The sequence below is a fragment of the Kitasatospora sp. NPDC050463 genome, assembly GCF_040655255.1.
In the GTDB taxonomy this organism is placed as follows: Bacteria; Actinomycetota; Actinomycetes; order Streptomycetales; family Streptomycetaceae; genus Kitasatospora.
Genome location: NZ_JBFAJO010000010.1, coordinates 69,932 through 95,487, shown reverse-complemented (window position 1 = coordinate 95,487; position 25,556 = coordinate 69,932). Strand labels below are relative to the sequence as shown.

The 25,556-nt window shown below is 73.5% G+C and carries 23 protein-coding genes; 10 read left to right on the top strand and 13 right to left on the bottom strand.

What is annotated here, in order from left to right; translation table 11 throughout:
* Positions 1 to 195 precede the first annotated feature (195 nt).
* The gene (locus AB0J08_RS09025; RefSeq protein WP_360629277.1) at positions 196 to 1,656 is read left to right on the top strand and encodes an FAD-binding oxidoreductase; all 1,461 of its coding nucleotides are present in this window, start codon (positions 196 to 198) and stop codon (positions 1,654 to 1,656) included.
* Positions 1,657 to 1,853: 197 nt separating this feature from the next.
* Here the strand turns inward: AB0J08_RS09025 and AB0J08_RS09020 are convergent, their stop codons facing one another.
* Together AB0J08_RS09020 and AB0J08_RS09015 are read right to left on the bottom strand one after the other, a co-directional pair.
* Positions 1,854 to 2,150 carry a WhiB family transcriptional regulator gene (locus tag AB0J08_RS09020; protein ID WP_360629274.1) on the bottom strand — a complete coding sequence of 99 codons (297 nt, stop codon included), beginning with the start codon at positions 2,148 to 2,150 and terminating at the stop codon, positions 1,854 to 1,856.
* 177 nt (positions 2,151 to 2,327) lie between these two features.
* Entirely contained in the window at positions 2,328 to 3,137 is an 810-nt protein-coding gene (locus tag AB0J08_RS09015; protein WP_360629271.1) for an SDR family oxidoreductase, read from the bottom strand.
* Between the two features lie 319 nt (positions 3,138 to 3,456).
* Here AB0J08_RS09015 and AB0J08_RS09010 point away from each other — a divergent pair, with 319 nt between their 5' ends.
* Entirely contained in the window at positions 3,457 to 3,897 is a 441-nt protein-coding gene (locus tag AB0J08_RS09010) for a DUF2690 domain-containing protein (RefSeq protein ID WP_360629268.1), read from the top strand.
* Positions 3,898 to 4,059: 162 nt separating this feature from the next.
* On the opposite strand, the gene AB0J08_RS09005 is transcribed toward AB0J08_RS09010, so the two are convergent.
* Together AB0J08_RS09005 and AB0J08_RS09000 are read right to left on the bottom strand one after the other, a co-directional pair.
* Positions 4,060 to 4,500 carry a hypothetical protein gene (locus AB0J08_RS09005; RefSeq protein WP_360629264.1) on the bottom strand — a complete coding sequence of 147 codons (441 nt, stop codon included), beginning with the start codon at positions 4,498 to 4,500 and terminating at the stop codon, positions 4,060 to 4,062.
* 212 nt (positions 4,501 to 4,712) lie between these two features.
* Positions 4,713 to 5,228 (bottom strand): hypothetical protein, encoded by a 516-nt coding sequence (locus tag AB0J08_RS09000; RefSeq protein WP_360629261.1) that lies wholly within the window; start codon positions 5,226 to 5,228, stop codon positions 4,713 to 4,715.
* Positions 5,229 to 5,567: 339 nt separating this feature from the next.
* Here AB0J08_RS09000 and AB0J08_RS08995 point away from each other — a divergent pair, with 339 nt between their 5' ends.
* The 6 genes from AB0J08_RS08995 to AB0J08_RS08970 all read left to right on the top strand — a co-directional run bounded on the left by AB0J08_RS08995 (position 5,568) and on the right by AB0J08_RS08970 (position 13,418).
* On the top strand, positions 5,568 to 5,978 hold the full coding sequence (locus AB0J08_RS08995; RefSeq protein ID WP_360629258.1) for a VOC family protein: 411 nt from the start codon (positions 5,568 to 5,570) through the stop codon (positions 5,976 to 5,978).
* 218 nt (positions 5,979 to 6,196) lie between these two features.
* Positions 6,197 to 8,596 (top strand): excinuclease ABC subunit UvrA, encoded by a 2,400-nt coding sequence (locus tag AB0J08_RS08990; protein WP_360629255.1) that lies wholly within the window; start codon positions 6,197 to 6,199, stop codon positions 8,594 to 8,596.
* A gap of 197 nt (positions 8,597 to 8,793) precedes the next feature.
* The gene (locus AB0J08_RS08985) at positions 8,794 to 9,168 is read left to right on the top strand and encodes a helix-turn-helix transcriptional regulator (RefSeq protein ID WP_360629492.1); all 375 of its coding nucleotides are present in this window, start codon (positions 8,794 to 8,796) and stop codon (positions 9,166 to 9,168) included.
* Positions 9,169 to 9,178: 10 nt separating this feature from the next.
* On the top strand, positions 9,179 to 9,595 hold the full coding sequence (locus AB0J08_RS08980; protein WP_360629252.1) for a VOC family protein: 417 nt from the start codon (positions 9,179 to 9,181) through the stop codon (positions 9,593 to 9,595).
* Between the two features lie 484 nt (positions 9,596 to 10,079).
* Positions 10,080 to 12,662, top strand: a complete 2,583-nt coding sequence (locus tag AB0J08_RS08975; protein ID WP_360629249.1) for a collagenase — start codon at positions 10,080 to 10,082, stop codon at positions 12,660 to 12,662.
* A 282-nt stretch (positions 12,663 to 12,944) separates the two neighbouring features.
* On the top strand, positions 12,945 to 13,418 hold the full coding sequence (locus AB0J08_RS08970) for a hypothetical protein (RefSeq protein WP_360629246.1): 474 nt from the start codon (positions 12,945 to 12,947) through the stop codon (positions 13,416 to 13,418).
* 70 nt (positions 13,419 to 13,488) lie between these two features.
* Here AB0J08_RS08970 and AB0J08_RS08965 read toward each other — a convergent pair whose 3' ends face one another.
* The 7 genes from AB0J08_RS08965 to AB0J08_RS08935 form a co-directional block, all read right to left on the bottom strand.
* Entirely contained in the window at positions 13,489 to 14,988 is a 1,500-nt protein-coding gene (locus AB0J08_RS08965) for a cytochrome P450 (RefSeq protein ID WP_360629243.1), read from the bottom strand.
* Between the two features lie 156 nt (positions 14,989 to 15,144).
* Complete coding sequence (locus tag AB0J08_RS08960) at positions 15,145 to 15,762, bottom strand: ATP/GTP-binding protein (RefSeq protein ID WP_360629240.1); 618 nt, start codon at positions 15,760 to 15,762, stop codon at positions 15,145 to 15,147.
* The gene (locus tag AB0J08_RS08955; RefSeq protein ID WP_360629237.1) at positions 15,743 to 16,102 is read right to left on the bottom strand and encodes a DUF742 domain-containing protein; all 360 of its coding nucleotides are present in this window, start codon (positions 16,100 to 16,102) and stop codon (positions 15,743 to 15,745) included. Before AB0J08_RS08955 ends, AB0J08_RS08960 begins: the two co-directional genes overlap by 20 nt.
* A complete protein-coding gene (locus tag AB0J08_RS08950; RefSeq protein WP_360629234.1) occupies positions 16,099 to 16,506 on the bottom strand; it encodes a roadblock/LC7 domain-containing protein in 408 nt (135 codons plus the stop codon). Before AB0J08_RS08950 ends, AB0J08_RS08955 begins: the two co-directional genes overlap by 4 nt.
* Positions 16,503 to 18,074 (bottom strand): ATP-binding protein, encoded by a 1,572-nt coding sequence (locus AB0J08_RS08945; RefSeq protein ID WP_360629231.1) that lies wholly within the window; start codon positions 18,072 to 18,074, stop codon positions 16,503 to 16,505. The genes AB0J08_RS08950 and AB0J08_RS08945 overlap by 4 nt, the downstream gene beginning before the upstream one ends.
* A 671-nt stretch (positions 18,075 to 18,745) precedes the next feature.
* Positions 18,746 to 20,107 carry a diacylglycerol kinase family protein gene (locus tag AB0J08_RS08940; protein WP_360629228.1) on the bottom strand — a complete coding sequence of 454 codons (1,362 nt, stop codon included), beginning with the start codon at positions 20,105 to 20,107 and terminating at the stop codon, positions 18,746 to 18,748.
* A 121-nt stretch (positions 20,108 to 20,228) separates the two neighbouring features.
* A complete protein-coding gene (locus AB0J08_RS08935) occupies positions 20,229 to 20,555 on the bottom strand; it encodes a carboxymuconolactone decarboxylase family protein (RefSeq protein WP_360629489.1) in 327 nt (108 codons plus the stop codon).
* A gap of 524 nt (positions 20,556 to 21,079) precedes the next feature.
* On the opposite strand from AB0J08_RS08935, the gene AB0J08_RS08930 reads away from it, so the two are divergent.
* Positions 21,080 to 21,493: a PLDc N-terminal domain-containing protein gene (locus AB0J08_RS08930; protein ID WP_360629224.1), complete on the top strand. Its 414-nt coding sequence runs from the start codon at positions 21,080 to 21,082 to the stop codon at positions 21,491 to 21,493.
* A 119-nt stretch (positions 21,494 to 21,612) separates the two neighbouring features.
* Here the strand turns inward: AB0J08_RS08930 and AB0J08_RS08925 are convergent, their stop codons facing one another.
* Positions 21,613 to 21,963 (bottom strand): isomerase, encoded by a 351-nt coding sequence (locus AB0J08_RS08925; protein ID WP_360629221.1) that lies wholly within the window; start codon positions 21,961 to 21,963, stop codon positions 21,613 to 21,615.
* 106 nt (positions 21,964 to 22,069) lie between these two features.
* Positions 22,070 to 24,070 carry a hypothetical protein gene (locus AB0J08_RS08920; protein ID WP_360629218.1) on the bottom strand — a complete coding sequence of 667 codons (2,001 nt, stop codon included), beginning with the start codon at positions 24,068 to 24,070 and terminating at the stop codon, positions 22,070 to 22,072.
* Between the two features lie 341 nt (positions 24,071 to 24,411).
* Between AB0J08_RS08920 and AB0J08_RS08915 the strand changes: the two genes are divergently transcribed.
* Positions 24,412 to 25,431, top strand: a complete 1,020-nt coding sequence (locus AB0J08_RS08915) for a LacI family DNA-binding transcriptional regulator (protein ID WP_360629215.1) — start codon at positions 24,412 to 24,414, stop codon at positions 25,429 to 25,431.
* Positions 25,432 to 25,556: the final 125 nt, after the last annotated feature.

The window sequence follows — 25,556 nt, the reverse complement described above, 5'->3', positions numbered from 1 at the left end:
CGGGCCGGTCCCACGGCCGGGCCGGGCTCCGGTTCGCGGGGCCGTCGCCCCGGCGGCCGTCGCCCCGGCGGACGGTGCCTCGGTGGCGCCGACCGGGGCGCCCCCGGCGTCCGCCACGCCGACGACGGGCCCGACCTCGGTGCCCGCCCGCGAGCCTGCCGCCCACCGGGGACCGGCCGCCCTACAGTGCTGCCCATGACCGACCGGGGCGGCCATCCGGGCCGACGTACCGTACTGGCCCTCGGCGCGGGCGCGGCGCTCGCCTCCTGGCCGACCACCGCACCGGCCCGGACACGGACCGGCCCCGACTGGCAGGCCCTCGCCGCGAGCCTGGACGGCGTGCTGCTGCGCCCGGGCTCGGCCGACTACGAGAGCGCCCGGCTGCCGCGCAACCTGAGGTTCGCCCCCGAGGCGCACCCGGAGGCGATCGCCCGGTGCGCGCACAGCGCCGACGTCGCCGAATGCCTCCGGTTCGCCCGCCGCTTCGGCATCCGGTTCGCGGTACGCAGCGGCGGCCACTGCTACGCGGGCTGGTCCAGCGACACCCCGCTGGTGATCGACCTGGCCCGGCTGGACACCGTCCGGGTCGACGGCGACCAGGCCGAACTCGGCCCCGGCACCCCCCTGATGACCGCCTACGCCGAACTCGCCCGGCACGGCGTCACCGTCCCGGCCGGCACCTGCCCCACCGTCGGGCTGGCCGGCCTGGCACTCGGCGGCGGCCACGGCGTCACCAGCCGGGCGTACGGCCTGACCTGCGACAGCCTCACCGAGGCGGAGGTCGTCCTGGCCGACGGGCGGGTGGTGCGCTGCGACGCCGAGCGGGAACCGGAGCTGTTCTGGGCCCTGCGCGGTGCCGGGAACGGAAACTTCGGGGTGGTCACCTCGCTGCGGCTGCGCACCCACCCGGCGGTGGACTGCACGATCTTCAAGTACTCCTGGGCCTGGGCGGACGCCGGCCGGGCGCTGGCCGAGTGGCAGCCCTGGGCCTTCACCGCGCCGGACCGGCTCTGGTCCAACTTCCACGTCTGGGCCCGCCCCGACGGCGCGTCGGTGGACGCGGGCGGCGTGCTGCTCGGCGACTCCGACGAGCTGGAGCGACTCGTCGCCCCGCTGCTCGCCCGCACCGGCCCGACCACCTCCGCCGCCGTCGCCACCCGGCCGTACCTGGACTCGATGCTCGCCTACACCGGCTGCCGCACCGTGGAGGCCTGCCTGCGGACGGGCAGCCAGGCCTTCGCCGCCGCCTCCCACTTCTTCGACGGCTACCTCCCCGCCGCGGCCGTCGGCGCGCTGCGCGGCTTCGCGGACCGCCGCGACCCGACGGCCGGCGCCGTCACGTTCACCGCCCTCGGCGGCGCGGTCAACCGCGTCCCGGCCGCCGCCACGGCCTTCCGGCACCGGAGTTCGACGCTGCTCGCCCAGTACTACGCAGGCTGGCCCGCCGACGGTCCGGCCGAGCCCCGGGTCCGCTGGGTGGCCGACGCCCACGCGACCCTCGCGCCCTACGCCAACGGCCACGCCTACCAGAACTACCGCGACCCCCACCTCGTCGACTGGCGCACCGCCTACTACGGCGAGCACGTGCCCCGGCTCGAACGGGTCAAGGCCGTCTACGACCCGGACCGGGTCTTCGACTTCCCCCAGGCCCTCTGAAAGGGCGTTCCGTCCGGTGGACGTGGTCCGGTGACCCGCCCAGCGTCAGCCGGTCGGGACCGTCCGCGACGGCGGCCGCCCGCCGCGGGCTGCCGGTACCCGACCGGCCGCGGCAGCGCCGGGGCCGGTCGGGCTCAGGGTCGGCCCCGGCTCCTGGGCTGCGGAGCCGTCCGGCGGTGCGGCCGACCCTGGCGGGCTCATGCGACGGGGCCGACGGCCACCAGGTCGTGGACGAAGAGGGCATGGCGTTCCTCCTCGCCCAGCCCACCCCACACCCCGAAGGGCTCACGCGCGGCGAGGGCGTGGCGGCGGCACTCGATCCGCTCCGGGCAGGCACCGCAGAGGGCCTTGGCGGCCTCCTCGGACGCGTCGGCCGAGCCGGGGCCGTCCACGTGCCGGAAGAACCGGCTGCCGTGGGTGCTCCGGCACGCGGCGTGCTGCGGCCGGTTCCAGCGGTGGTCCGGTGCGCCGGGCAGGTGGGGGGTGTCGCTCACGCTACGGGCTCCTTGTCGACGACGGGCGGGAGTGCTGCGTGCCTCGTCTGACCCGGATCGGCCGTTTCATGCCTCCTGTGTTTCCTGCCTCCTGCCCCTGGCCGGGTACGGCGCGGGCGCCCACCAGGGGTTGGTGAGCCGCCCGCGCCCCCCGCGCCCCCGCGCCGCCCCGCCGTCTCAGGCGCCGCGCCGCGGTTCCAGCCGGAAGCCGAAGGCCGTGGTGCCCGGGTCGAGGGCGGCGACCCCGCCGTCCACGGTGAGGACCGCGCCGTTCACGTAGCTCGCTGCCGACGAGAGCAGCCAGCCGATCGCCGCGGCCACCTCGTCGGGCTCGCCGGGCCGCCCGGCCGGAGTCAGCCTGGTCGCCTCGCGGTACGCCTCGTCGGGGCCGGCCAACCCCTCCTCGTCGGCGAACCGGGCCATCCGGCGGTCGGCCATCTCCGTGCGCACCCAGCTGGGGCAGACGGTGTTGGCCCGCAGCCCGAGGTGGCCGTAGTCGACGGCGAGCGAGCGGCAGAGCTGCAGCAGCGCCGCCTTCGAGGTGGCGTAGGCCGCGTTCCCGACCCCGTTGCGCAGCGCGGAGACGGAGGAGACCGCCACGACGGCTCCCCGCGACCGCAGCAGGTGCGGCACGGCGGCCCGCAGGAGGAGGAACGGGCCGGTGAGGTTGGTGCGCATCACCAGCTCCCAGTCCTCCAGCGTGACGTCCCCGACGGAGCCGCCCCGGCCGACACCGGCGTTGAGCACGATCCCGTCGAGCCGCCCGAACTCGGCCACGACTCCGTCCACCAGCGTCCGGACGTCCTCGGGATCGGTGGCGTCCGACACCCGGGCCACGGCACCGGTCTCCCGGGCCACCCGCTCCAGCGGCTCGGGGCGCCGCCCGGACACCACCACCTGGCAGGCGTCGGCCCGCAGCAGCCGGGCGGTGGCCGCCCCGATGCCGGTACCGCCGCCGGTGACGATGACAACGCGCTGATCGGACATGGGTGGGCGCCTCCGCCGTGATCGATGCTCCGAGAACCGTCGGATCCTATGCTCACACCACGTCAGCCCCGTTCCGCAGCCGCCCCCTTGGCCGCTGCCGCCCTGCCCCGGCGGCGGGTCCGCCTCCGTGGGAGCCCGCCGTGTCCGGCCACCACTCAGCGCGATCGACGAGGTGGAACGCGCCCGAGTGTCCAGGTCCGGCGCGGGGCCGGCCACTCCTTCCGGTGAATCCCGGCGGATCTCTGCCCACGAAGCACGGCCGACGCGTTATGTACGTACCAGGAGCGGCCGGCGGGGCCGCGAACGGTGGAGGACAGCGATGATGCGTGCACCCGGGGCTGCCGCCCTCACTCTCGCGGCGGCCGCAGTTCTGGCCCCCGCCACGGCCCTGCCGACCCCGGCGGCCGCCGCGGCCGGTTGCCACGGCAACGCCTGCGAGGGCAAGAACCCGAAGACGCTCGGCTGCGCGGAAGACGCGCGGGACATCCCCAGGACCGAGATCAGGCCGGACACCCAGCTGCACCCCAGGGTGTGGCTGCGCTACTCCGCGAAGTGTCATGCGGTCTGGGCGAAGGGCGAGTGGGCGGACGGCTGGACGATCCGGGTGGCGATCCTCGACGGCGACCCCTACGACGCCCCGACCCTCGCTTCGGGCGAGGCGTTCACCGCGATGGTCGGCGCCGACCGCACCCACCACGTCGGCATCCTGGACGTCGACGGGCAGTGGGTGTACGGGAAGTGGCGCAGCGGAGCGGCGTAGGACCCGTGGCGACGCGCGCGCGGCACACCGGCGGTGCATCGCCGCCGTCCTCGCCGCGCGTGGCGCCTGGTCGGCCCGATGACCGTGGGTCCGCCCCCGTGCCGGCGGTCGGCACGGGGGCGGTCCCGGTTGGAGGGCGACGTCACCTCTGGTCCGGCGCGGTCAGTTGTTCTCCTCGGCCCGGACGATCTCGTCGATCCGGCGCTGGAGGGCGTCGGCCTCGGCGCGGGCCTTCCGGGCCGCCTCGTGCTCGCCGAGCCGGTCCAGGGCGGCGGCCTTGCGGCGCAGTTCGGTGACCTCCTGCCGCATCTTCGGCAGGTCGTAGGCGACGGAGTCACGGGTGGTCGGGCGGGAGGAGGCGGACTGGCCGGACGCGTCGGACGGCTGGACGGCGCAGACGGCGCTGACGCCGCCCGGGCCGAACAGCGAGCCGCCGATCAGCGTGTTCAGCACGCCGCGGCAGGCGGCGGACTCCTGGGGCGTCTTCGGCCCATTGCCGGCTGCGGCTGGCTGGGCGAGCAGGAGCGGGGCGGCGCCGAGCGCCAGCACGGCACACGCCAGGCGTGCGGCGGACTTCAGCGACATGGAGGTGCGTGGGGACATGACGGGCCCTTCGGAGCAGGCGATGGAGGAGGGGCCATCCCTATCCGAGGGCGGGCCACGACGGGGGACGCTCCGCCGTCCGTGGGCGTGTCAGCGGCCTGCGGACGGCCTCCCGGTGGTCCGGTCGGCCGGTCCTCGTGGTGGGGCTGCCCCCTTGACCGCACGGCGCCCGGTTCCCTGGCCCGGCGGCCGGTCCGCGTCCGCGCCAGCTCTCAGTGCCCGCCCTTGGGCTCGGTGCAGCCCCCTTCCAGGTAGGGCCCGTGGGCCCGGACCTCGACGGGGGAGCCGAGTCGTCCGGTGACGCAGGGGCCGGTTCCCGGGACGAACAGGTCGAACCCGATCAGGCTGTCGGACCGGTGGACCACGGCGCTCGCCGCGGGGTAGCCGAGCGACTCCAGGAGGCGCTGGAGCTCGGCCTCGGTCGACGGCGCCCCGCCGGGGCGGGCGTCGAGTGCGGCTGCGATCCGCGCGCTGTGCGCCTCTCCCCGGCACCGGCCGGCCGCCGTCATGGCCGCCATCTGCTTGTACATGCTGTTCTCCGCGTGCTTCGCGGCCTCCGGGTCGAGCGGCGCGCCGGATCCGGTCCCACCGGCGGAGGGGCTCGGCCGGGCGGACTCGCAGCGCAGCGCCGCCACGTCCGGGAAGAGCCGGTCGTGCTCGGCGGCGCCCTGCCGGACCTGCTCCGCGTGGTCGGGCGCGGTGGCGCTCGCGCCGGTCGCGCTCGGCACTGCCGCCCCACCGGCCCCCGCCCCGGTGTCGCCCGTGCGCACGCTTCCGCAGCCCGCCACCGTCACGGCGGCGGTCAACACTGCCGCCGCCGCTGCCACCGGATACCTCATCGGCCGCCCTGCCCTCCCCGATCCGGGGCGCGCCTGTTTCGCACCCCCGTTCGAGCCATCATCATGCCGGAGCCCACCGGCTCCGGGGCCACTGACTCCCGGGCCCCGGCCGCCTGCTGCCGCCGGCCGACCACGGCCGTCCCGCCGCCGTCCCGCGTCGCGTGACGAGGACCGAACCGATCAGGATTCGAGAAGCCCTGCTCACCCCGCCGGGCCTAGCCTTTCCCCATGAACCTCACCATTCACTGGACCTTCCTCCCGCACACCGACCCGGACGCCTCGCTGGCCTTCTACCGCGACCTGCTCGGCTTCGAGGTCCGTAACGACGTCGGCTACGGCGACATGCGCTGGATCACCGTCGGGCCCGTCGACCAGCCCGGTACGTCAGTCGTCCTGGAGCCGCCGGCGGCCGACCCCGGCACCACCGACGAGGAGCGCCGCACCATCGTCGAGATGATGGCCAAGGGCACCTACGCCCGCCTCGTCCTGGCCACCGACGACCTCGACGCCACCTTCGCCCGGCTGAAGGCGGCCGGCGCCGAGGTCGCCCAGGAGCCGACCGAGCAGCCGTACGGCATCCGCGACTGCGCCTTCCGGGACCCCGCCGGCAACATGATCCGGGTCAACGAGGTCCGCTGAGCAGTCCGGCGACCCCGGACGGGGCCGACGCGCCGAGCCGCACGGACGGCCCGAGAAGTGTCCCGGCCGCCTCCCGGCCGTACTGCCGCGCGACAGTACGGCCGGGAGGCGGCCGACGAAGGGGAACCGGGCGACCGCCGGAGCTGGTTGGATCGAGCCGGGCGACGCCGACGGAGACCGCGAAGGCGACCCGCATGACGGATGGAGAGACGACAACCATGGCCACGAGGACGGATTCGCAGCCGCCCGCGCCGCACGCCGCCGACAGCCACGACGTGATCCGTGTGCACGGCGCGCGGGTGAACAACCTCAAGGACGTCAGCGTCGAGATCCCGAAGCGCCGGCTGACGGTGCTGACCGGTGTCTCCGGCTCCGGCAAGAGCTCCCTGGTGTTCGGCACGATCGCGGCGGAGTCGCAGCGGCTGATCAACGAGACCTACAGCGCCTTCGTGCAGGGCTTCATGCCGACGCTGGCGCGGCCCGAGGTCGACGTCCTCGAAGGGCTGACCACCGCGATCATCGTCGACCAGCAGCGGACGGGCTCCGACCCCCGCTCCACGGTCGGCACCGCCACCGACGCCAACGCGATGCTGCGCATCCTCTTCAGCCGGCTGGGCGAGCCGCACATCGGCCCGCCCAGCGCGTACGCCTTCAACGTCCCCTCGGTCCGGGCGAGCGGCGCCATCACCGTCGAGCGCGGTGCCAGGAAGACGGTGAAGGCGACCTTCGACCGCACCGGTGGGATGTGTCCGCGCTGCGAGGGCCGGGGCGCCGTCTCCGACATCGACCTCACCCAGCTCTACGACGCTTCCAAGTCGCTCGCCGAGGGCGCGTTCACCATCCCCGGGTGGAAGTCGGACAGCTTCTGGACGGTGCGGGTCTACGCCGAGTCCGGCTTCCTGGACCCCGACAAGCCGATCGAGAGGTTCACCGAGCAGGAGATGCGGGACTTCCTCTACCGGGAGCCGACCAAGGTGAAGGTCGAGGGGGTGAACCTCACCTACGAGGGGCTGATTCCCAAGATCCAGAAGTCGTTCCTGTCCAAGGACAAGGAGTCGCTGCAGCCGCACGTCCGGGCGTTCGTGGAGCGGGCGGTCACCTTCACCACCTGTCCCGAGTGCGAGGGCACCAGGCTCGCGGAGGGGGCCCGCTCCTCGAAGATCGGGGGGATCAGCATCGCCGACGCCTGCGCGATGCAGATCAGCGACCTGGCCGGCTGGGTCGGCGGCCTGCGGGAGCCCTCGGTGGCGCCCCTGCTCACCGCGCTCCGGCGGACCCTCGACTCGTTCGTGGAGATCGGTCTCGGCTATCTCGCGCTCGACCGGGGGTCGGGCACGCTGTCCGGCGGCGAGGCGCAGCGCGTCAAGATGATCCGCCACCTCGGCTCCTCGCTGACCGACACCACCTACGTCTTCGACGAGCCCACCGCGGGCCTGCACCCGCACGACATCCAGCGGATGAACGACCTGCTGCTGCGGCTGCGGGACAAGGGCAACACGGTGCTCGTGGTGGAGCACAAGCCGGAGACGATCGTGATCGCCGACCACATCGTCGACCTCGGCCCGGGCGCCGGCACCGCGGGCGGCACCGTCTGCTTCGAGGGCACCGTCGAGGGGCTGCGGGCCAGCGGCACTGTCACCGGCCGGCACTTCGACGACCGGGCCCGCGTCAAGGAGACGGTGCGCAAGCCCACCGGCAGGCTGGAGATCCGCGGCGCGACGACCAACAACCTGCGCGACGTCGACGTCGACGTCCCGCTCGGGGTGCTGGCCGTGGTTACCGGCGTCGCCGGCTCCGGCAAGAGCTCGCTCGTGCACGGATCGCTGGCCAAGGGGCGGCAGGCCGCCGACGAGGGTGTGGTCTCGGTCGACCAGAGCCCGATCCGCGGCTCCCGGCGCAGCAACCCCGCGACGTACACCGGACTGCTCGACCCGATCCGCAAGGCGTTCGCCAAGGCCAACGGCGTGAAGCCGGCCCTGTTCAGCGCCAACTCCGAGGGCGCCTGCCCCACCTGCAACGGCGTCGGCGTCGTCTACACCGACCTGGCGATGATGGCCGGCGTCGCCACCACTTGCGAGGAGTGCGAGGGGAAGCGGTTCCAGGCGGCGGTGCTGGAGTACCGCCTGGGCGGCCGCGACATCAGTGAGGTGCTCGCGATGTCGGTGACCGAGGCCGAGGAGTTCTTCGGCGCGGGCGAGGCGCGCACCCCGGCCGCGCACGCCGTTCTCGCGCGCTTGGCCGATGTCGGGCTCGGCTACCTCAGCCTCGGCCAGCCGCTCACCACCCTCTCCGGCGGCGAGCGGCAGCGGCTGAAGCTGGCCACCCACATGGCCGACAAGGGCGGCGTCTACATCCTCGACGAGCCGACCGCGGGCCTCCATCTCGCCGACGTCGAGCAGTTGCTGGGCCTGCTCGACCGGTTGGTCGACTCCGGCAAGTCGGTCATCGTCGTCGAGCACCACCAGGCGGTCATGGCGCATGCCGACTGGATCATCGACCTCGGCCCCGGCGCCGGTCACCACGGCGGCCGGATCGTCTTCGAGGGCACCCCCGCCGACCTCGTCGCCGCCCGCTCGACCCTCACCGGCGAGCACCTCGCCGCCTACGTCGGAGCCTGACGTCACCGCTCGCCGCTCGCCCTCGCGGACACCGCGGGCCGGCCCTCTCCTGCGCCGCGACCCGACCCGGTGCCCGTGAGGGCCCCGGCTTCCGTGGGGCCGCACTGCGACGGCTGCCGCGGGTGCTGTGGGAGACTGGCCGGGTGAAACGGCCAGACCTCGACGATCTCGTCCGGCTGCGGCGGGCCCGCGACCGGATGGACCGCGACTACGCCGAACCGCTGGACGTCCCGGCCCTGGCACGCGACGCCCTGATGTCGTCGGGCCACTTCTCCCGCAGCTTCCGCGCCGCCTTCGGCGAGACGCCGTACAGCTACCTGATGACCCGTCGCATCGAGCGGGCCAAGGCGCTGCTGCGGCGCGGCGACCTCACGGTGACCGAGGTCTGCTTCGCGGTCGGCTGTACCTCGCTCGGGTCGTTCAGCACGCGCTTCACCGAGCTGGTCTGCGAGAACCCGAGCAGCTACCGGGCCCGCGGCCATGAGGACGGCGCCGCCGTCCCGGCCTGCATCGCCAAGATCCACACCAGGCCGGTCAGGAACGGAGAAGCAGGCGCCGCCGCCCGGTCGTAGCCTGGGCGCCATGGACATCAGGCTCTCGCAGTGCTTCATCGCCGTCGACGACCACGACAAGGCGATCGCCTTCTACCGTGACGTTCTCGGTCTGGAGGTGCGCAACGACGTCGGGTTCGAGGGGATGCGCTGGGTGACCGTGGGTTCGCCCTCGCAGCCGGACGTGAACATCGTCCTCGAACCCCCGCTCGCCGACCCGAACGCCTCGTCGGCCGACAGGCAGGCCATGGCGGAGCTGATGGCCAAGGGCCTGCTCCGCGGTGTCATCTTCGCGACGGACGACTGCGACGCCGCCTTCGAGCGCGTCAGCGCCGCGGGCGGTGAGGTGCTCCAGGAGCCGATGGACCAGCCCTACGGCGTCCGCGACTGCGGATTCCGTGACCCGGCCGGCAACCTGGTGCGGTTCACCCAGGCCCTCGGGAAGTGAGCCCGGGCGGGCGCCGTTCGGCCGCCCGCGCCCGCGCCGCCAAGGCCGCCGAACGGCGGCGGCCTTCGCGCGATCGCCGCACCACGGGGTGAGTTGATCAAGCCACGATAAGTCGGACCACGCGCTCGGCCGGGGTTTCCCGGCCGAGCGTTCTGCGTGGGCGCCGAGGGTTCGGCGGGCCGGGCGCAGCGCGGGCCGGGGCGCGGACCGGCCGGTCCGCGCAGAACGCCGGCCTGCGGGGGTGGCGGGTGACCCGCCGACCTGGGAGGCGACGGCCGTCCGGTGCCGGCACGTCGGGCCGCCGGCCTCCACCGTCGCAGGTCAGCCACCCGGCGGGCGCCGCAGGCCGCGAGATGGCTGAAAATGATATGCGATATGACCTGTGACATTGTTCTGACCTTCATTCGGTGCCAGGATCCACGCCAATCTCCTTCACTCAGCTTGACCCCACGTCAGGCTGCCCCCACTCGAAGAAGGACTCAGCGTGCACCTGCGCATACGCCTCTCCACGCTCGCAGCCGGCGTCGTCGCCTGTTGTGCCACGGCCACCGCCGTGCTCCCGGTCCAGGCCTTCGCGGCGCCCGTCGCCGTCACCGCCGGACCGGCTCCGACCGCGACGGCTCCCACCGGGACCGCCGCCGGTCTGGCCGCCGCCGCGAGGCCGGCGGGCCGGTCCGGCGCCGGCGCGACGACGGGGTCCGAGAACCTCGCCGCTCCGGCCGCTCCGCTGCCCCGGGCGCTGCTCAGCGAGACCCTCATGGGCGAGCCGGCCACCACGGCCGCGCAGAGTGCCCCCGTCCAGCCCAAGTCCCTGGCGGCGCAGTCCCAGTCGGGCGCGACCGCCGCCGCGCAGAGCTGCACGCCGGCCGACTTCGCCGGACACGCCGGTGCCGACCTGGTCGCCTTCCTGAAGAGCTCGACGACGGACTGCGTGTCCGCGCTGTTCACCAACGGCGGCACCGACGCGAGCATCTTCAAGCAGTCCCGGATGCTGCCCGTCGCGGCCGCCTTCAAGGACTTGGCGGCCGCCTACACCGGCGACAACTCGACCGGCATCCTGCAACTGGTGCTCTACCTGCGGGTGGGCTACTACATCCAGTCCAACTACCCCGACGGGGCCGGCCCGTACACCAACGAGCTCACCACCGCCGTCAAGGCCGGCCTGGACGCGTTCTTCGCCGCCGCCCGCTGGCACGACGTCACCGACCAGAACGGCGCCGTGCTCAAGGAGGTGCTGACGCTCACCGACAGCGCCAACATCCAGGCCGACTACCTGGACGTCTACAAGCGGGTGCTGGACGACTACTCCAACTCCTACAACGCGTTCCCGCAGATGGTCAGCGCGGTCAACTCCGTGCTGAGGTTCCCGCTCTGGCGGGGCAACACCAACGCGAACTTCGTCAAGGCGCTCGGCGCCGACCCGAGCCTCGTCACCTCGCTCGCCAACTTCGCGATCAACCACAAGGACCTGCTCAGCGGGCCCAACGCCGTCCTCGACACCAATGCGGGCAACGACCTGGCCCGGATGGCCGGGACCAGCCCTGCCGTCGAGGCCGCGGCCAAGCCGCTGGTCAAGCAGGTGCTGAACGCCGCGCGGCTGCTCACCGCCGACGCGTCGCTGTACGTGCACACGGCCTTCCAGGCCACCGTCTACAACAACAGCCAGTGCTCGTACTACGACATCTGCAACCTGCCCGCCAAGCTCACCTCGGTGGTCCTGCCGAACCAGCTGGTCTGCGACAACCGCACCATCCAGGCCCAGGCCCTGTCGGCGGCCGAACTGGCCACCGTCTGCGAGAGCCTGCGCCACGAGGACGCGTTCTTCCACAACGTGGTCAAGGACAACGGGCCGATCCCGAACCAGTACAACAAGACCGTCACCCTGGGGATCTTCGCCAACAAGACGGACTACACCACCTACTCGTGGGCGATCTTCGGCAACTCCACCGACAACGGCGGCCAGACCGTCATGGACCCGACCGACCCGAACAACCGGGCCGCGAACGTGATGTACCAGAAGTCCTGGAACAACAGTGACCCCGCCCGGGTGTGGAACCTCAACCACGAGTACACCCACTACCTCGACGGCATCTACGACATGAAGGGCAACTTCACCACCCAGACGTCCGTCCCGGACATCTGGTGGGTCGAGGGCCTCGCCGAGTACATGTCCTACAGCTACCGCGCCACCACCGACACCGACGCGATGGCCCAGGCCGCCCAGCACACCTACAAGCTCAGCACCATCTTCCAGAACACCTACGGCAACTCGGACTCGACCCGCGTCTACCCGTGGGGCTACCTGGCCGTCCGGTACATGCTGGAGAAGCACCCGGCCGACGTCCAGGCCATGCTGAGCCGCTTCCGCGCCGGTGACTACACCGGTGGCTACGCGGTCTACAACAACCTCGGCACCTCCTACGACGCCGACTTCGACGCCTGGCTCACCGCCTGCGCCGCCGGCGCCTGCTACGCCGCCGGTCCGACCGCCCTGTTCGACACGTCGGTGACCGGTGCGACCGTCAGCGTGACCGAGCGGTCCGTGCAGACGGGCCCGGGCCAGATCGCCTCCTGGCACTGGACCTTCGGCGACGGCACCGCCTCGGACGAGCGCAACGCGAGCCACACCTACGCGGCGGCCGGCACGTACACCGTCGCCCTGACCACCACCGACACCACCGGCAAGACCGCCACCACCCCGGCCTCGGTCACGGTGACCGCCGCTCCGGTCGCCCTGCCGAACTGCACCGAGCAGCGCGCCGACGCGATGGGCCGGAACTGCTCGCGGACCGGCCGCGCCGCGACCGCCGGCAACAGCGACTACCTGTACGTCTACCTGCCGGCCGGCACCACCACGCTGAAGGTCACCACCTCCGGCGGCACCGGTACCGCGCACCTGTACTACAACCCGGGCACCTGGGCCTCGCCGAGCGCCTTCACCGCCTCGTCCACCGGCACCGGCACCACCCAGTCCCTCACCGTCACCAACCCCATCGCCGGCTACCGCTACCTCAGCCTGTACGCCGTCAGCGACTTCAGCGGCGTCACGGTCAGCACCCAGTTCTGACCCCTGACCCACCGAAGGACCTCGGGACCGCCCCGGCGGCGCGGCTCCGAGGGGTCGGCGCACCACGCGGTGGGCCGATCGAGCCATAGCTGTCCGTGCCCACGCCCGGCCGGGGTTTCCCGGTCGGGCGTTCGGCGTGGGCGGCTGCCGGGCGCGGCGGCTCCGGTCGACAGGTTCTCGGGCGCGGGACGGGTCAGGTCGGCGGCTCTGCCGCCCCTCCTGTCACCGTGCCCACCCGCTCCGCTGCGGCCGCTGAGTCGTTGACAGGGCATGGATGGTGACGTGGACGGCGGTCCGGAGCAGGCGCCGATGGTGTGGGCGCTGGCGGTGCGCGAAACGGCGGACGGGCCGCCGCTCGCGGAGGTGATCGTGGAGGTCGGCCCCGCGTTGCACGGTGAACTCGTCGAGAACCTGGTGGACAGCGGATTCACCCTGGCGGCGGGCGAGCCACCGGACACGACCGGGGTGGTGGAGGTGCGCGGGCCGCTGCTGGCCAGGCTGGTGCTGGTCGGCGGGCGGCAGGTGTGGGAGCCCGCCTCGCCGGTCATGGCCTCGGCCGGCTGGGTGTCGGCGGCCGAGAACCGGGGGAGTGCGATCGTCCTCGTGGTGCCGCCGGGGACGTGGCCGCCCGGTCTGATGTCCCTGGCGCCGCAGGAGCGGATCGAACTCTTCACCCGGGGCCTGGAGGAGGCGCGGGCGGCCGGGCGGGTGCTGCACGGCGCGGCCGCCGTCGACCTCGGCCCTGCGGAGGTCTGAGCGGGCCCGGTCCTGAGTGGTGCGGCGGTCTGCTGCACCACCCGGCACCGGGCCCGCCCGGACCGCCGGGTCAGAGCCGGAGCCACCGGGTGAGCGAATCCCACCACGACCGCCGCGGCCCGGGGACGGTGGCGGTGACGACGGGCGGGTCGCCGGCGGCAGGCTCGGCAGGGCCCGCGGGCTCGACCGGGACGGCCTGCGGTGCGGCGGCCGGCGGCGTGGGCCGTACGGCGCCCCGGGGCGCGGGCGTGCTGACGACGGGGGCGGGAGCCGCCGGTTCCTCCTCGGGCGCCGTCCGCGGTGTGAACTGGACGGGGAGGGCGGACAGATGCCGGGAGATCCAGGCGGAGGTCCAGGTCAACTCCTCCTCCTCGACGGCGAGGTGGAGGTCCGGCAGGCGGGTGAGCAGGACGTCGATGCCCGTCTCGGCGATGGCCCGCCCGATGTCCTGGCCGGGGCACTCGTGCGGGCCGGCGCCGAACGCGAGGTGGGAGCGGTTGCCGTGGAGCGGCTTGGTCGGGTCGGGGCGGACGGCCGGATCGGCGTTGCCGGCCGCGAGGCCGAGCAGGAGCATGTCGCCGGCCTTGATCTGCTGGCCGCCGAGCTCCGTGTCGCCGGTTGCCCAGCGGCCCGCGACCAGCGACATCGGCGCCGAGTCCCAGAGGACCTGGTCCAGGGCGTCGGGCAGGGTCATGTGGCCGCCGGACAGGTGGGTGCGGAACCGGTGGTCGGTGAGGACCATCTTGAGGGTGTCCGCGATCAGATTGACGGTCGTCTCGTTCGCGGCGAGCAGCACGACCCGCAGGTGTTCCAGGACCTCGTCGTCGGTGAGCCCGGCCTCGTGCTGCATCAGCCAGGACACCAGGTCGGCGCCGGGGGACGCCCGCTTGCGCTCCATCATCCGGCGCAGCGTCGCGACGACGTAGTCGTTGCTCGCGACGGCCGTCTCGGTGCCCTTCATCAGGTCACGTGCCGCCTCGACCAGGTGGGGGCCGTACTCCTCGGGCATGCCGACCAGTTGGGTCATCACGAGCATCGGCAGGTGCTCGGCGAACTGGGTCACCAGCTCGGCCCGGCCGGTGGGGCCGAACTCCTGGACGAGCTGGTCGGTGAAGCGGGTGACGTGGCGTCGGACGCCGCGCCGGTCGAAGCTGTTCAGGCCGTCGGTGACCGCGCCGCGCAGGCGTTTGTGCTCCTCGCCGTCGGCGAAGACGCAGAGCGGCTGCCAGGCGATCACCGGCATCAGCGGGGAGTCCGGGGCGACCAGCCCGTCCTGGAAGGCCGCCCAGCGGCGGGAGTCCCGGGAGAAGCGGGAGGGGGTGCGCATCGCGATGAGGTTCGCGGAGTGGCCGACGATGAGCCAGGCCGGGAGGTCGCCGTGGAGTAGGACGGGCGCGACCTCGCCGTGTTCGGCCCGCAGCTTCTCGTACAGGCCCGCCGGGTTGGCCTCGGCCTCGGGCCCGTAGAGCCGGCGGAGGCCGCCGGCGCCCAGGCCACCGGTACCGAGGCCGTGGGCGGGGCACCCGGGCGGTGGGGTGGGGAGCGCGTCGTCAGGGAACGGGGTGGTCACGGTGTCTCCGGGGTCGGGACGAGGCGGCCGCCGGCGGGCGGTCCTCGCGCGCGGTCGTCAGGAACGGGCCGGGTGCGGGTGGGTGCGGGGTGGCTGCGGCTTGGTGCGGGGTGGGCGACGGCGGGTGTGCGCGGGGGCGGGCGGTGAGCCTGGCGGTCACCGCGCCGACGGCACCGGGAGGTCGTACAGGTAGCGCATCAGGGCGAGGAGGACGTCGCGGCTGGATTCGCGGGTGCGGGCGTCGCACGCGACGATCGGCACCTCGGGCGGCAGGTCGAGCGCGGTCCGCAGTTCCTCGACCGGGTAACTCGGCGACTCGGGGAAGGTGTTGGCCGCGACGACGAACGGCACGCCGCGGTCCTCCAGCCGCCCGATCACCTCGAAGCTGACTTCGAGCCGGCGGGTGTCGACGAGCACGACGGCGCCGAGGGCGCCTTCGAACAGGCCGTTCCAGAGGAACCAGAACCGCTCCTGCCCGGGGGTGCCGAACACGTACAGCACCAGTTCGTCGTTGATGCTGATCCGGCCGAAGTCCATGGCGACCGTGGTCGAGGTCTTGCGCTCGATCCCGGCCGTGTCATCGACCTCGGCTCCGGCCTGCGTCATCGTCTCCTCGGTGGTCAGTGGGCGGATCTCGCTCACGGAGCCGACCAGGGTCGTCTTGCCGACCCCGAAGCCTCCCACGATCACCACCTTGACCGCCGTGGTGGCCGAGGCCGGGAGGAGGTCGGCACTCTGCGGCCCCAGGGCCGTCTCAGAGTCTCTGAAGTCCATGTATCACCGCCTCCAGTAGGGCGCGTTCGGGAAGGACTGCTTGGGGGACACGGGTGCGGGCCTCGATCAGCTCCTCGCCGAGGAGGTCCGCCAGGAGCACGGTGACCGCGCTCATCGGCAGCCGCAGATAGGCGGAGATCTCGGCCACCGACAGCGGTGAGCCGCAGATCCGCAGGATCGCCGCGTGCTCCGGCTGCATCGTGGGCGCCGGCTGCGCGCGGGAGACGATCAGGGTGACCAGGTCGAACGTGGTCTGCTCGGCCAACCCGCTGCGACCGCGCGTGATCACGTAGAGACGTTCGGGCTTTCCGTCGTCCCAGTCCTGGTCGGCTGCGCTCACGCGACCTGCCCGCCGTTGCGCGCCGGTGTGCTCAGGTGCTCGCCGATCCGGGCGACCAGGTCGCGCATCCGCTGGCCCATCAGCCCCGCGTCGACGCCCTCGTCGGCCAGCACGGCCAGGTACGCCCGGGCACCGGCCGCCATCAGGTAGAAGAAGCCGCCGCCCATCTCGATCACGACCAGCCGCATCCGGCCGTCGCTGTGCGGGAACTCGTGCCCGACCGCGGCGGCGAGGCTCTGCAGACCGGCGCAGGCGGCGGCGAGCCGGTCGGCGGTGTCGTTGTCGGTGCCGTGCTGAGCCATGCGCAGACCGTCGGCGGAGAGTACGACGACGTGCCGGGTGTGCGGGACGCTGTCCGCCAGATCCTTGAGCATCCAGTCCATGTTGCTCCGCTGCTGAATCACTGCTCGCTCTTCCCTGCCGACTCTTCGCTGGTGGGGCCGGCCGCGTCGGCGGACGGCGTGTGGCCGTTCACGCCCTCGTGGAACGCGGCCAGCCACATGCCGGGCTGGACCGGCGCCTGGGCCGGGGCCGGGACCGGCTCCGGGGCCCTCGGGGCCGCGGCGATCCTGGGGGGCTCGGACGCGCCCCGCCGGGAGGGCGCGGCGTGCCGGCGGCGCTGAGGCAGACCGTTCGCGGTCCGCTCGGTCACCACCGGGATGTCGTCGTCCATCGGGAACGATCCCGAGGCGGCGGCGGTGACGGTCCGCGAGCCCCAGGGCCGTGAGGCGGCCACCGGGCGCGGGCGCTCCGAGGGGCGGGGGGCGGTGTCCGGCGCCGGCCGGGGGTTGGCGGCGGCACCGATGCCGTGAGCCCGGCCGGTGGCGGGGGCCGTGGTGATGAGCTCCTGCGGCACGATCAGCACGGCGCGCACGCCGCCGTAGGCGGAGGGGCGCAGCGACACCTGGAAGCCGTAGGCCTGCGAGAGCCGGCCGACCACGGCCAGGCCGAGCCGGGGGGTCTCGCCGAGGTCGTTGAGGTCGATGCCGGCCTGTGCGTCCAGCAGCATCCGCTCGGCCCGGGCCCGGCCCTCCTCGCTCAGGCTGAGGCCGCCGTCCTCGATCTCGATCGCTATACCGGTCTGCACCTCGACGGCGGTCAGGTGCACACTGGTCTGCGGCGGGGAGTAGCGGGTGGCGTTGTCCAGCAGTTCGGCGACCGCGTGGATGAGCGGCTCGACGGCCGGTCCGACCACGGCGACCTCGGAGACCGGGTGCAGTTCCACCCGCCGGTAGTCCAGGATGCGCGAGATGCCGCCGCGCAGCACGCTGTACAGCGGTACCGCCTTGCTCCACTGGCGGCCGGGGCGGGCGCCGCCGAGGACGGCGATGCTGTCGGCGAGGCGGCCGATCAGGGCGTTGCCGTGGTCCAGGCGCAGCAGGTCGTCGAAGACCGCCGGGTCGTTGCCGTGCCGGTCCTCCATCTCGCGCAGGTCCTGGGCCTGCCGGTGCACGATCGCCTGGACGCGGCGGGCGATGTTGACGAAGGCCCGCTGGGCGTTCTCGCGCATGCCCTCCTCGTTGTCGACGGCCTCCAGGATGCTGCGCAGCACCGCAAGCCGGGCGGCCTGGAACTGCGGCCCGGTACCGGTGTCCTGGGACTCGTACGACCTCAGCACCTCGTCGGTCGACGTGCCGCGCTGGAGCCGGGCGACCGCCTCGGGCAGGCCGGTCCGGGCCAGTCGGAGCGTCTCGGCCTCCTGCTGGGCCAGCCGGCGGCGCAGTTCGTTCTCCTGCAGGGCGAACCGTGCGCGCAGGGCTGCCAGGGCGCGGCCCCGGCGTGCCGCCTCGGCGGCCACCACCGCCACCGCTACGGTGCCCACCGCCCCGCACCAGAGGACTTCCGCGCGGGCGCCGGTGGAGGTCACCAGCGCGGCGACGACAGCGGCGCCCGCCGTCACGACCGTGGGCAGCAGCCACACGAGTACGGGAGCCGGGCGTCGGCCTCCGGGTGACGATCCAGCACGAAGCATCAGCATCCTCAAGCGGTCGAAGGGTGGGGAACAGTGGTCGGGGTCGGGCTCCGGCGGTGCCGGGGACCGTGGGGACGGGCGTTCCGGGGCCGCACCGCGCCGGTGCGGGCTCCGGCGCGCCGGGAGCGCGACGGGGCCGCCCCGAGAGCGGGACAACCGGAATGTCCGGGACATTTCTGACGAAAGATCAGTAGCAGTGTTTTATAGCCGATCCACCGTCGTCCTGTCGCATGTTCCACGGAACCCCGGACGCCGACGGAACGGCCCGGCCGGGTGGGTACAGGCACCAGACTTGCCCTGCCCCGGCCCTGCCGTACCGTGGCCGGGGGATGGTTCGCTCATGCGAGGGGTATCCCGGCGAAATCTCCTCGCAGCGCGGCGAGTTCGTGGTACGTCGAGGCCTCCGGCGGGCCGTGCCGGGGCCGTGCCGGGGCCGGTCCGGGATCGTTCCTGGCCGATCCGCTGCCGGGAGCGAGGCTCGGCAGCGGATCGGGGTCCGCGACCGAGAGCCCCTTCGGAGTGTGCGGGTCGTACCGGGCTCCGCCAACAGGCCGCCGACACGCACGGGAGCAGCGAGGAGCGGTTGCAGGTTGCAACCGGCGCGCGGCTGCACTCACGCGCCCCCGGGGCGGGTGTGCTGCGGTGCCGGCTGCCCACACCGCCGGAGGAGCTCACCTCCCCCGGGAGCTCCTGGACCTCCCGGACAGCAAGGACCTCCTGGATGCTCCGGGCGGGTGGCCGAAGGCGAGGCCGGCCACCTCGCGCCAGTCCATGGCGGGCGTGGCCGCCGGAGCACCCGGGCGGCCGCGCGGAACCAGCACCCGCAGGGCACCCGGCCGGACTGCGCAGACGACCGGGGTCCGGAGCTGCAGCGCCTCCCCGTCCACGGCGACCGCGATCTGCTCCGCATCGGCGTCGACGACCACCCGAGGGGCGGTCAGCACGCGCAGGCCCGCCGCCCGGCTGCCCCGGAGCGCGACGCCGGCGGCCTGGGACGCGTTGGCCACCCGGATCCCCACCACCCCCAGCGTCGCGCGGTCCAGCCGTGGCCGGCGATTGCCCACGGCGGTCGGTTCGGGGGCCGCGTAGGGGTTGTTGCTCACCAGCAGCGCCTGCTGCGCCGTCAGTCGTGTGCCGTCGGCCAGCACCGCCTCCAGCGGGTGGCCGGAGTGGCCGAGGAGGAGGTCGGGGAGGGCGTCCAGGGCCGAGCCGGCCTTGGCGTCGCGGTACTGCGGGCTCTGCACGATCTCGGCGTACGCGCCGAACGAAGCCGTGTTGACGAAGGGCCGGCCGCCCACCGTGCCGAGGTCGACCCGCAGTTCCTCGCCGTCGGTGAGCGCGTCCAGGCACCGGGCCGGGTTCTCGCGGTCCAGGCCGAGGTCCATGGCGAAGTGGTTGCGCGTCCCGGCCGAGATCACCAGGAACGGCAGGTCGTGCTCGGCGGCGACCTCGGCCACCGTGGCCTGGGTGCCGTCGCCGCCGGCCGCACCGAGCAGGTCCGCGCCCTCCGCGACCGCACGGCGGGCGAGGTCGGCGACATCCACCCGGACCGCCGCGTCCAGCAGGACGACCCGGGCGCCCAGCGCCTCGGCCCGCTCGACCAGGTCGAACCGGCCGACCTTGCCGCCACCGGACTTCGGATTCATGATCAGCACGGGATGTCGGGGGAGCGCGCGGGCGACGGCGCGCATGCCGTCCAGGGGCCGGGCCCGACGAAGGGCCCGGCGCGCGAGCACCACGGCGGCGGCCCAGAGCGCGAGCGCGCCCAGTGCCGCCGGCCACAGGTCGGCCCTGGCATAGGCCACCACGACGGCCGCGGGTGCCGCGATCACGAGCAGTGAGCCGGCCAGCCGCACGGCCCCGTGATGGGACACCACCCACCACGTGCCGCCCGCGGTGAGCGCCAGGCCGGCCAGCCCGAAGACGACCACCAGGAAGCCGCCGGCTCCGACCACGGCCACCAGGACCGCGACGGCACCCAGGACGCAGGCGACCGCCGCACGAGCGGCCCACCGGGCACTCGCGGGGGGCACGGGGGAACGGGACGCCATCCTCCGCGCCTCCTCGGCCTTCGCCCGGCGCCGGCGGTCCGGGGCGCGCGGTCACGGGGTACCCCGGGGTGCCGGCGGCCGGGGTGGCTCGCTCCGCGGAGGATCAGGCGCCTGACGCCACGTCGCTCTCGGCCACCGCGATGGCCAGGCCGAGCGCCTCCGCGATGTGGCCGGCCGCCGACATCACGCGGGCGGTGCCCACGATCGGCGCGATGGCCACCAACACGTCCTGGAGCTGTTCGGCCGTCACATCGGTACCGTCGGCAACGCCGATGTGGGCGAGGTAGGACATCGGCGGCGCGTCCATCGCGACGAGGGCGGCGATCCGGGTGAGGAGGAAGGTGTCCATCGGCAGGCCGCACCGCTCGACCGAGTCGAGGGTCATGGCGGCGAGGGTGTCGAGAACGGGGGTGCCGGACGGGTTGGTCATGTCGCTCATGCCGGGCCATCTCCTTCGGTGGACGGGAGCCGACACGCCGCAGCTGAGGAGCAGCGGACCGCTCGAACGCCGTGCCCCCTCCATCGACCATAGGCCGGACGGGTGATGGTCGCACGCCGCCCGGCGGCCGCCCCGGCAGCCGGGGCCCAACGGCCCGCGCCCGGGAGGCCGGTGCCCCAGCGCGGGTGCCCAGCGTCGGTCCCCGAGCGCCGGTGCCCGAGGGAGGGCTAGGCTGAAAATGTGCCCGCAGTGTCGTCGGGTCCGTGATGGGGCGCGCCGATCGGCCACCGAGGAGGACGCCCGTCCGACGACCAGGGCCGACCTCGCCGCACCCGCCCGGCGGCCGGTCCGGTGGGTCGGGGCGCTGCCGCCTCCGCCTGCCGGTGCCCGCTCACGGACCCGTGCCGGACGCACCCGGTTTCCCACCCGGTGGGCCCGACTCGGCGAGGCAGCCACGGTGGTGCCACCCCCACGCGATGCGAGACCGGTCGGGGGAGTAGGACAGGAGACCGACGATGGACATTGCAGTGCAAAACCTGGCCGCGGACTACCCGCTGCTCAACGTGTTCTGGACGATGTGCTGGTTCTTCCTCTGGATCCTCTGGTTCATGCTGCTCTTCCGGATCATCGGAGACATCTTCCGGGACGACGGCCTCGGAGGGTGGGGGAAGGCCGGTTGGCTGATCTTCGTCATCTTCCTGCCGTTCCTCGGCGTCTTCGTGTACCTGATCGCCCGTGGCTCCGGTATGGGTCAGCGCGAGGTCGCCCGCGCGCGCAAGAACGAGGAGGAGTTCCGCTCCTACGTACGGCAGACCGCCGACGACCGGCCGACCGCGGCCGCGGAACTCGCCCGGCTCGCCGACCTGAAGACGCAGGGCCACCTCACCGACGAGGAGTACGAGAAGGCGAAGGCCAAGGTCCTGGCCTGAGCGGAAGAGCGTTCGCCCCGCTTCCCGGGTCTGCGGGAAGCGGGGCGTCGCGGCCGCCGGGGCCCGCCTCGCGGGCCGGGCGAGGGCCTCCGGCTCCGCTCGGCGGCCCGGAGGCCGGGCTATCGTCCGGGGTGATGGACGAAGCGGTACGTCTCCCGGTCCAGCTCGGTGACCTCCACTCCGAGGAGCGCCGGTACGGCGACGGACGCCTCCAGCAGGGCCAGCACCCGCGCCGTCAGCTCGGCCCGGAGTTCGGTGCTCCGGCCCGCCAGGATCTTGATCTCCACCAGGACCACCGCCTGCCCGGGCGAACCGTCACCGACCCGGTACTCCGCGGCTGGCCGGAACACCGTCTTGCACTCGGCCACGGTGGTGTCGATGACCTCGCAGATCAGCAGGTGGGCGGCTGCGGCGAAGCCCTGACGGTCGAAGTCGAGCTGGGCCGAGTGGTCGACCAGGATCTGTGGCACGGGGAATCTCCGGGAGAACGAGCGCATCGGGGCGCGACAGTGCGGTGGCGCAGCTGTCGCGCCGGCGTCGGACCCGTCCCACGGTACGGGCGAGTCCGGTGGTTCTTCAGTCGACCTGCACCGTCACCGTTCGGCCCGGGGCGACGGTCGGGGTGGCGTAGGTGTAGGTGACGCCGTCCACCACCTTCGTCCGGGCCTTGCACGGCACGCCGTTGACCGTGATCGTGGCGTGGGCGCCGGGGAACCGGGCCTCCCAGGTGTAGGCGCCGCTGCCCGACGTGTTGGCCAGGGTCGACTTCGTGGTCCCGTCGTGCCGCAGCGAGAAGGTGCCGGCACCGATCCGCAGGTCGTCGATCTTCAGCCAGTCCATGCCGGCGGGCAGCCGGGACTGCGTGGTGAGGGCGCGCGAGGGCGCGTCGGGCTCGACGCCCAGCAGGCCCTCGACGGTCTGGCCGAGCAGGGTGAAGGAGACCTCGGGGTAGTCGCCGTTGGTGCCCTGCTTGGCGTTGACGTGCTGGACGTCCTTCTGGTCGTAGACGTGGTTCATCCACTTCCAGGCGGTGTCGCTGCGGTTGTTCGTGAAGAAGGTGTCCGGCAGATAGGTGAGCGCCTCGATGTTGGAGGGGGCGTCCTCGCCCGAGGCCTGCTGGTCGATGTAGTCGAGGTAGGCGTCCAGGCGGGCCCCGGGGGCGAGGATCTGCTTCATCGGCATGAACCAGCTGTTCTCCTTGCCCCAGCCGGTCAGCGCACGCCCGTCGGTGGTGTAGCCCCGCACCATGTCCGCGCCCGACCCGGTGCCGCTCCAGGTGGAGTTGAAGTACGCCTTGAGGTCCCGGGCCTTGCGGTCGTACGTCGCGGCGAGGTCGCGGTCGCCCTTGCCACGGGCGAGTTCGGCCATCGCGAGGTACGCCTGGTACTGGGAGCCGATCGCGTCGCCGGCCTCGGCGAGCGGTTCGCCGCTCTGCTCGTTGTAACTGGCGGTGCCCTGGAAGATGCCCTTGCCGGTGCCCTCGGCGACCTTCACGGCGCCGTTGTCCCGGGCGCCGTTGTGCAGGTCGACGAACTCGCCGGTGGCGTGCCGGTAGAAGTCCCAGAGCGCCGGGTCGTCGACGTACGCGCGGTCGCCGCTCCACCGGTACGCCTCGGCGGCCTTCTGCACCAGTTCGAAGGTGGCGGGGACTTCGCGGACGAAGCTGGTCGGGCTGCGGTAGTCGATCGACAGGTAGCTGGTGGTGTCGAAGTTCAGTGCCCACACCGGGTAGTAGGCGTGCTCCGCGGTGGCGGAGGCGGCGAACGAGCGGAGCATGGCCTTGTTCGCGCCGCTCAGGCCGAGCACGCCCGCTCCAGCCAGCTGGTGGGCGAAGTCGCGCGAGTAGTAGCCGCTGCGGTTGGCGTAGCCGGCCCAGTAGGAGGCGCCGTACGTGCCGGTTCCGGTGCCCGCCGTGTTCCACTCGTCGACGTTCAGCGGGCCCTGGGTGCCCGGGAGTTGGACCCAGCTGTTGGCCTTGCGCTTCGCCCAGTCGAACATCTCGACGATCTTCGGGTCGGAGGAGCTGATCCGCGGGTCGGCGGGGGAGGAGGGGGAGACCATCAGGTCGTCGGCGTTGACCCAGCCGTCGCCCGACCCGAAGCCGATCTCCAGCCGGTCGCCCCGGGCGAGGGCGATCCTGCTGAGCGTGTAGCGGCGGTAGTCGGCGGCCCCGGGCAGGGTCACGGAGGCGACGACGGCACCGTTCACCCGGGCGACGAACGTGCCGTTGGGGCCGCCGGTGGCGATCCAGGCCGAGATGTCGTAGCTGCCCCGGCCGGTGGCCGTCACGCTCTGGGTGACGCTCTTCCCGGCGCCGTCGTCCAGGTAGACGAGCCCCTTGCCACCGTGCGGGTAGTTGGTCGCCACACCCGTTCCGGAGCTGAACACCCAGCCCTCGCCGCCCAGTTCGAAGCCCGGGTTGACGAGGGCGAGCGGTGCCGGGCCGGCGGTGCCGGTGCCGGGCGGTCCCGCTTCGGCGCCTGCGGCCGGGGTGGCAGCCGCCGCGGCCGGGGCGCCGAGGACGAGTGGTGCGAGTAAGGCGCACGCGGTCAGCAGGGACAGGCGGGAACGCTTCATCGGGGTCTCCCGGGCTGGGGTGGGGTCGGCCGTCGTCGACCGGGCGCGAGGCACGCTAACAAGTGCGAGTGAAGGCTTGCAATGGAAGCAGCAGGATCAGTTGCCGGATCCGACTGAAGGTTTTCATCGATATCGTGCAAGTCTGGTCCGGGAGTCCGACGGGGAGTCGGCGGCGCCGCGCTCCCCAGGAGGGGTGGCGGGCCGCGTACGGCCGGGCCCGGGGCGTGATCCACGGGCCCGCCGGCCGTATCATGGGCCGCTCGCCGGAGCTCCTGCCGGACGGGCCCCGATCGGCGGCCGACCTTGCGGAGGTCCGGAACCACGCACACGGAAGGACGGCGATGAAAGTCGGGATCACCGACGTGGCAGCCCGGGCGGGCGTCAGCGAGGCCACCGTCAGCCGGGTGATCAACCGGCGCCAGGGGGTTGCGAAGAAGACCAGGGACGCAGTCGAGCAGGCGATGGCCGAGCTGGGCTACGAGCGCCAGACGCAGGGTCAACTGGTCGCGGTGATAACCGAGTTCGTGTCGAACCCGTTCTTCGCGGACGTCGCGGAGCGGATCGAGTCGGCCCTCGCGCCACACGGCCTGAAGACGGTGCTGTGCCCCGCCTTCCCCGGCGGCGTGCAGGAACGGGACTTCATCGCCACGCTGGTGGAGAAGGGCATCGCGGCCGTCGTCTTCCTGTCCGCCTCCAACACGGTCGACGGCGCGGACACCGAGACGTACGAACTGCTGCGCCAGCGCCGCGTCCCGTTCGTCGGGATCAACGGCGAGTTCGCCGACGGGGTGCCCACTCCGGTCTTCTCGACCGACGACGCGCTCGCCGCCGAGCAGGCCGTCGACCACCTCTACCGGCTCGGACACCGGCGGATCGGGATGGCTTCCGGACCGGCCGGCAACCACCCCGCCGACCGGCGCGTCCAGGGCTTCCTCGACGCCATGGCCAGGCGTGGCATCGAGACCGCCGAGGACTGGGTGATCCGCCAGTCCTACACGGTCGAGGGCGGACAGGCGGCGGTGGCCCCGCTGCTCGCACGCGGCGTCACCGCCATCGTGGCGGCCAGCGACTACATGGCGCTGGGCGCGATCCGCGGCATCCGCCGCCAGGGGCGCTCCGTCCCCGGCGACGTGTCGGTGGTCGGCTACGACGGCTCGGCCATCACCGAGTTCGTCGACCCTCCCCTGACCACGGTGCGTCAGCCGGCCGACCGGCTCGCGCTGGAGGTGGGCCGCAGCATCCTGGCCCTCGTCAGCAACCGGGAGGTTCCGACCGGTGAGCTGCTGTTCGACCCCGAGCTGGTCGTCCGCTCCTCGACCGGCCCGGCCCCCGGCACCGCCGCGGAGCGGCTCGCCCCCTGACGGCCACCGCGCCGCCGCTGCCCCGAGCGGCCCGGGTCGATCTCCCGGGCGGATCCGGCCACCGGCGGCGCGTCGCCGGCGGGGTACGGCCGGGACGGTGGGCGAGCCGTGGGGCGCCGGGGCCC

Bases quoted from the DNA above. Each gene is read 5' to 3' on its own strand.
- AB0J08_RS09025 (WP_360629277.1), top strand. From the start codon at position 196: ATGACCGACCGGGGCGGCCATCCGGGCCGACGTACCGTACTGGCCCTC.
- AB0J08_RS09015 (WP_360629271.1), bottom strand. From the start codon at position 3,137: ATGTCCGATCAGCGCGTTGTCATCGTCACCGGCGGCGGTACCGGCATC.
- AB0J08_RS09010 (WP_360629268.1), top strand. From the start codon at position 3,457: ATGATGCGTGCACCCGGGGCTGCCGCCCTCACTCTCGCGGCGGCCGCA.
- AB0J08_RS09005 (WP_360629264.1), bottom strand. From the start codon at position 4,500: ATGTCCCCACGCACCTCCATGTCGCTGAAGTCCGCCGCACGCCTGGCG.
- AB0J08_RS08995 (WP_360629258.1), top strand. From the start codon at position 5,568: ATGAACCTCACCATTCACTGGACCTTCCTCCCGCACACCGACCCGGAC.
- AB0J08_RS08990 (WP_360629255.1), top strand. From the start codon at position 6,197: ATGGCCACGAGGACGGATTCGCAGCCGCCCGCGCCGCACGCCGCCGAC.
- AB0J08_RS08985 (WP_360629492.1), top strand. From the start codon at position 8,794: ATGGACCGCGACTACGCCGAACCGCTGGACGTCCCGGCCCTGGCACGC.
- AB0J08_RS08980 (WP_360629252.1), top strand. From the start codon at position 9,179: ATGGACATCAGGCTCTCGCAGTGCTTCATCGCCGTCGACGACCACGAC.
- AB0J08_RS08960 (WP_360629240.1), bottom strand. From the start codon at position 15,762: ATGGACTTCAGAGACTCTGAGACGGCCCTGGGGCCGCAGAGTGCCGAC.
- AB0J08_RS08945 (WP_360629231.1), bottom strand. From the start codon at position 18,074: ATGCTTCGTGCTGGATCGTCACCCGGAGGCCGACGCCCGGCTCCCGTA.
- AB0J08_RS08935 (WP_360629489.1), bottom strand. From the start codon at position 20,555: ATGACCAACCCGTCCGGCACCCCCGTTCTCGACACCCTCGCCGCCATG.
- AB0J08_RS08930 (WP_360629224.1), top strand. From the start codon at position 21,080: ATGGACATTGCAGTGCAAAACCTGGCCGCGGACTACCCGCTGCTCAAC.
- AB0J08_RS08920 (WP_360629218.1), bottom strand. From the start codon at position 24,070: ATGAAGCGTTCCCGCCTGTCCCTGCTGACCGCGTGCGCCTTACTCGCA.
- AB0J08_RS08915 (WP_360629215.1), top strand. From the start codon at position 24,412: ATGAAAGTCGGGATCACCGACGTGGCAGCCCGGGCGGGCGTCAGCGAG.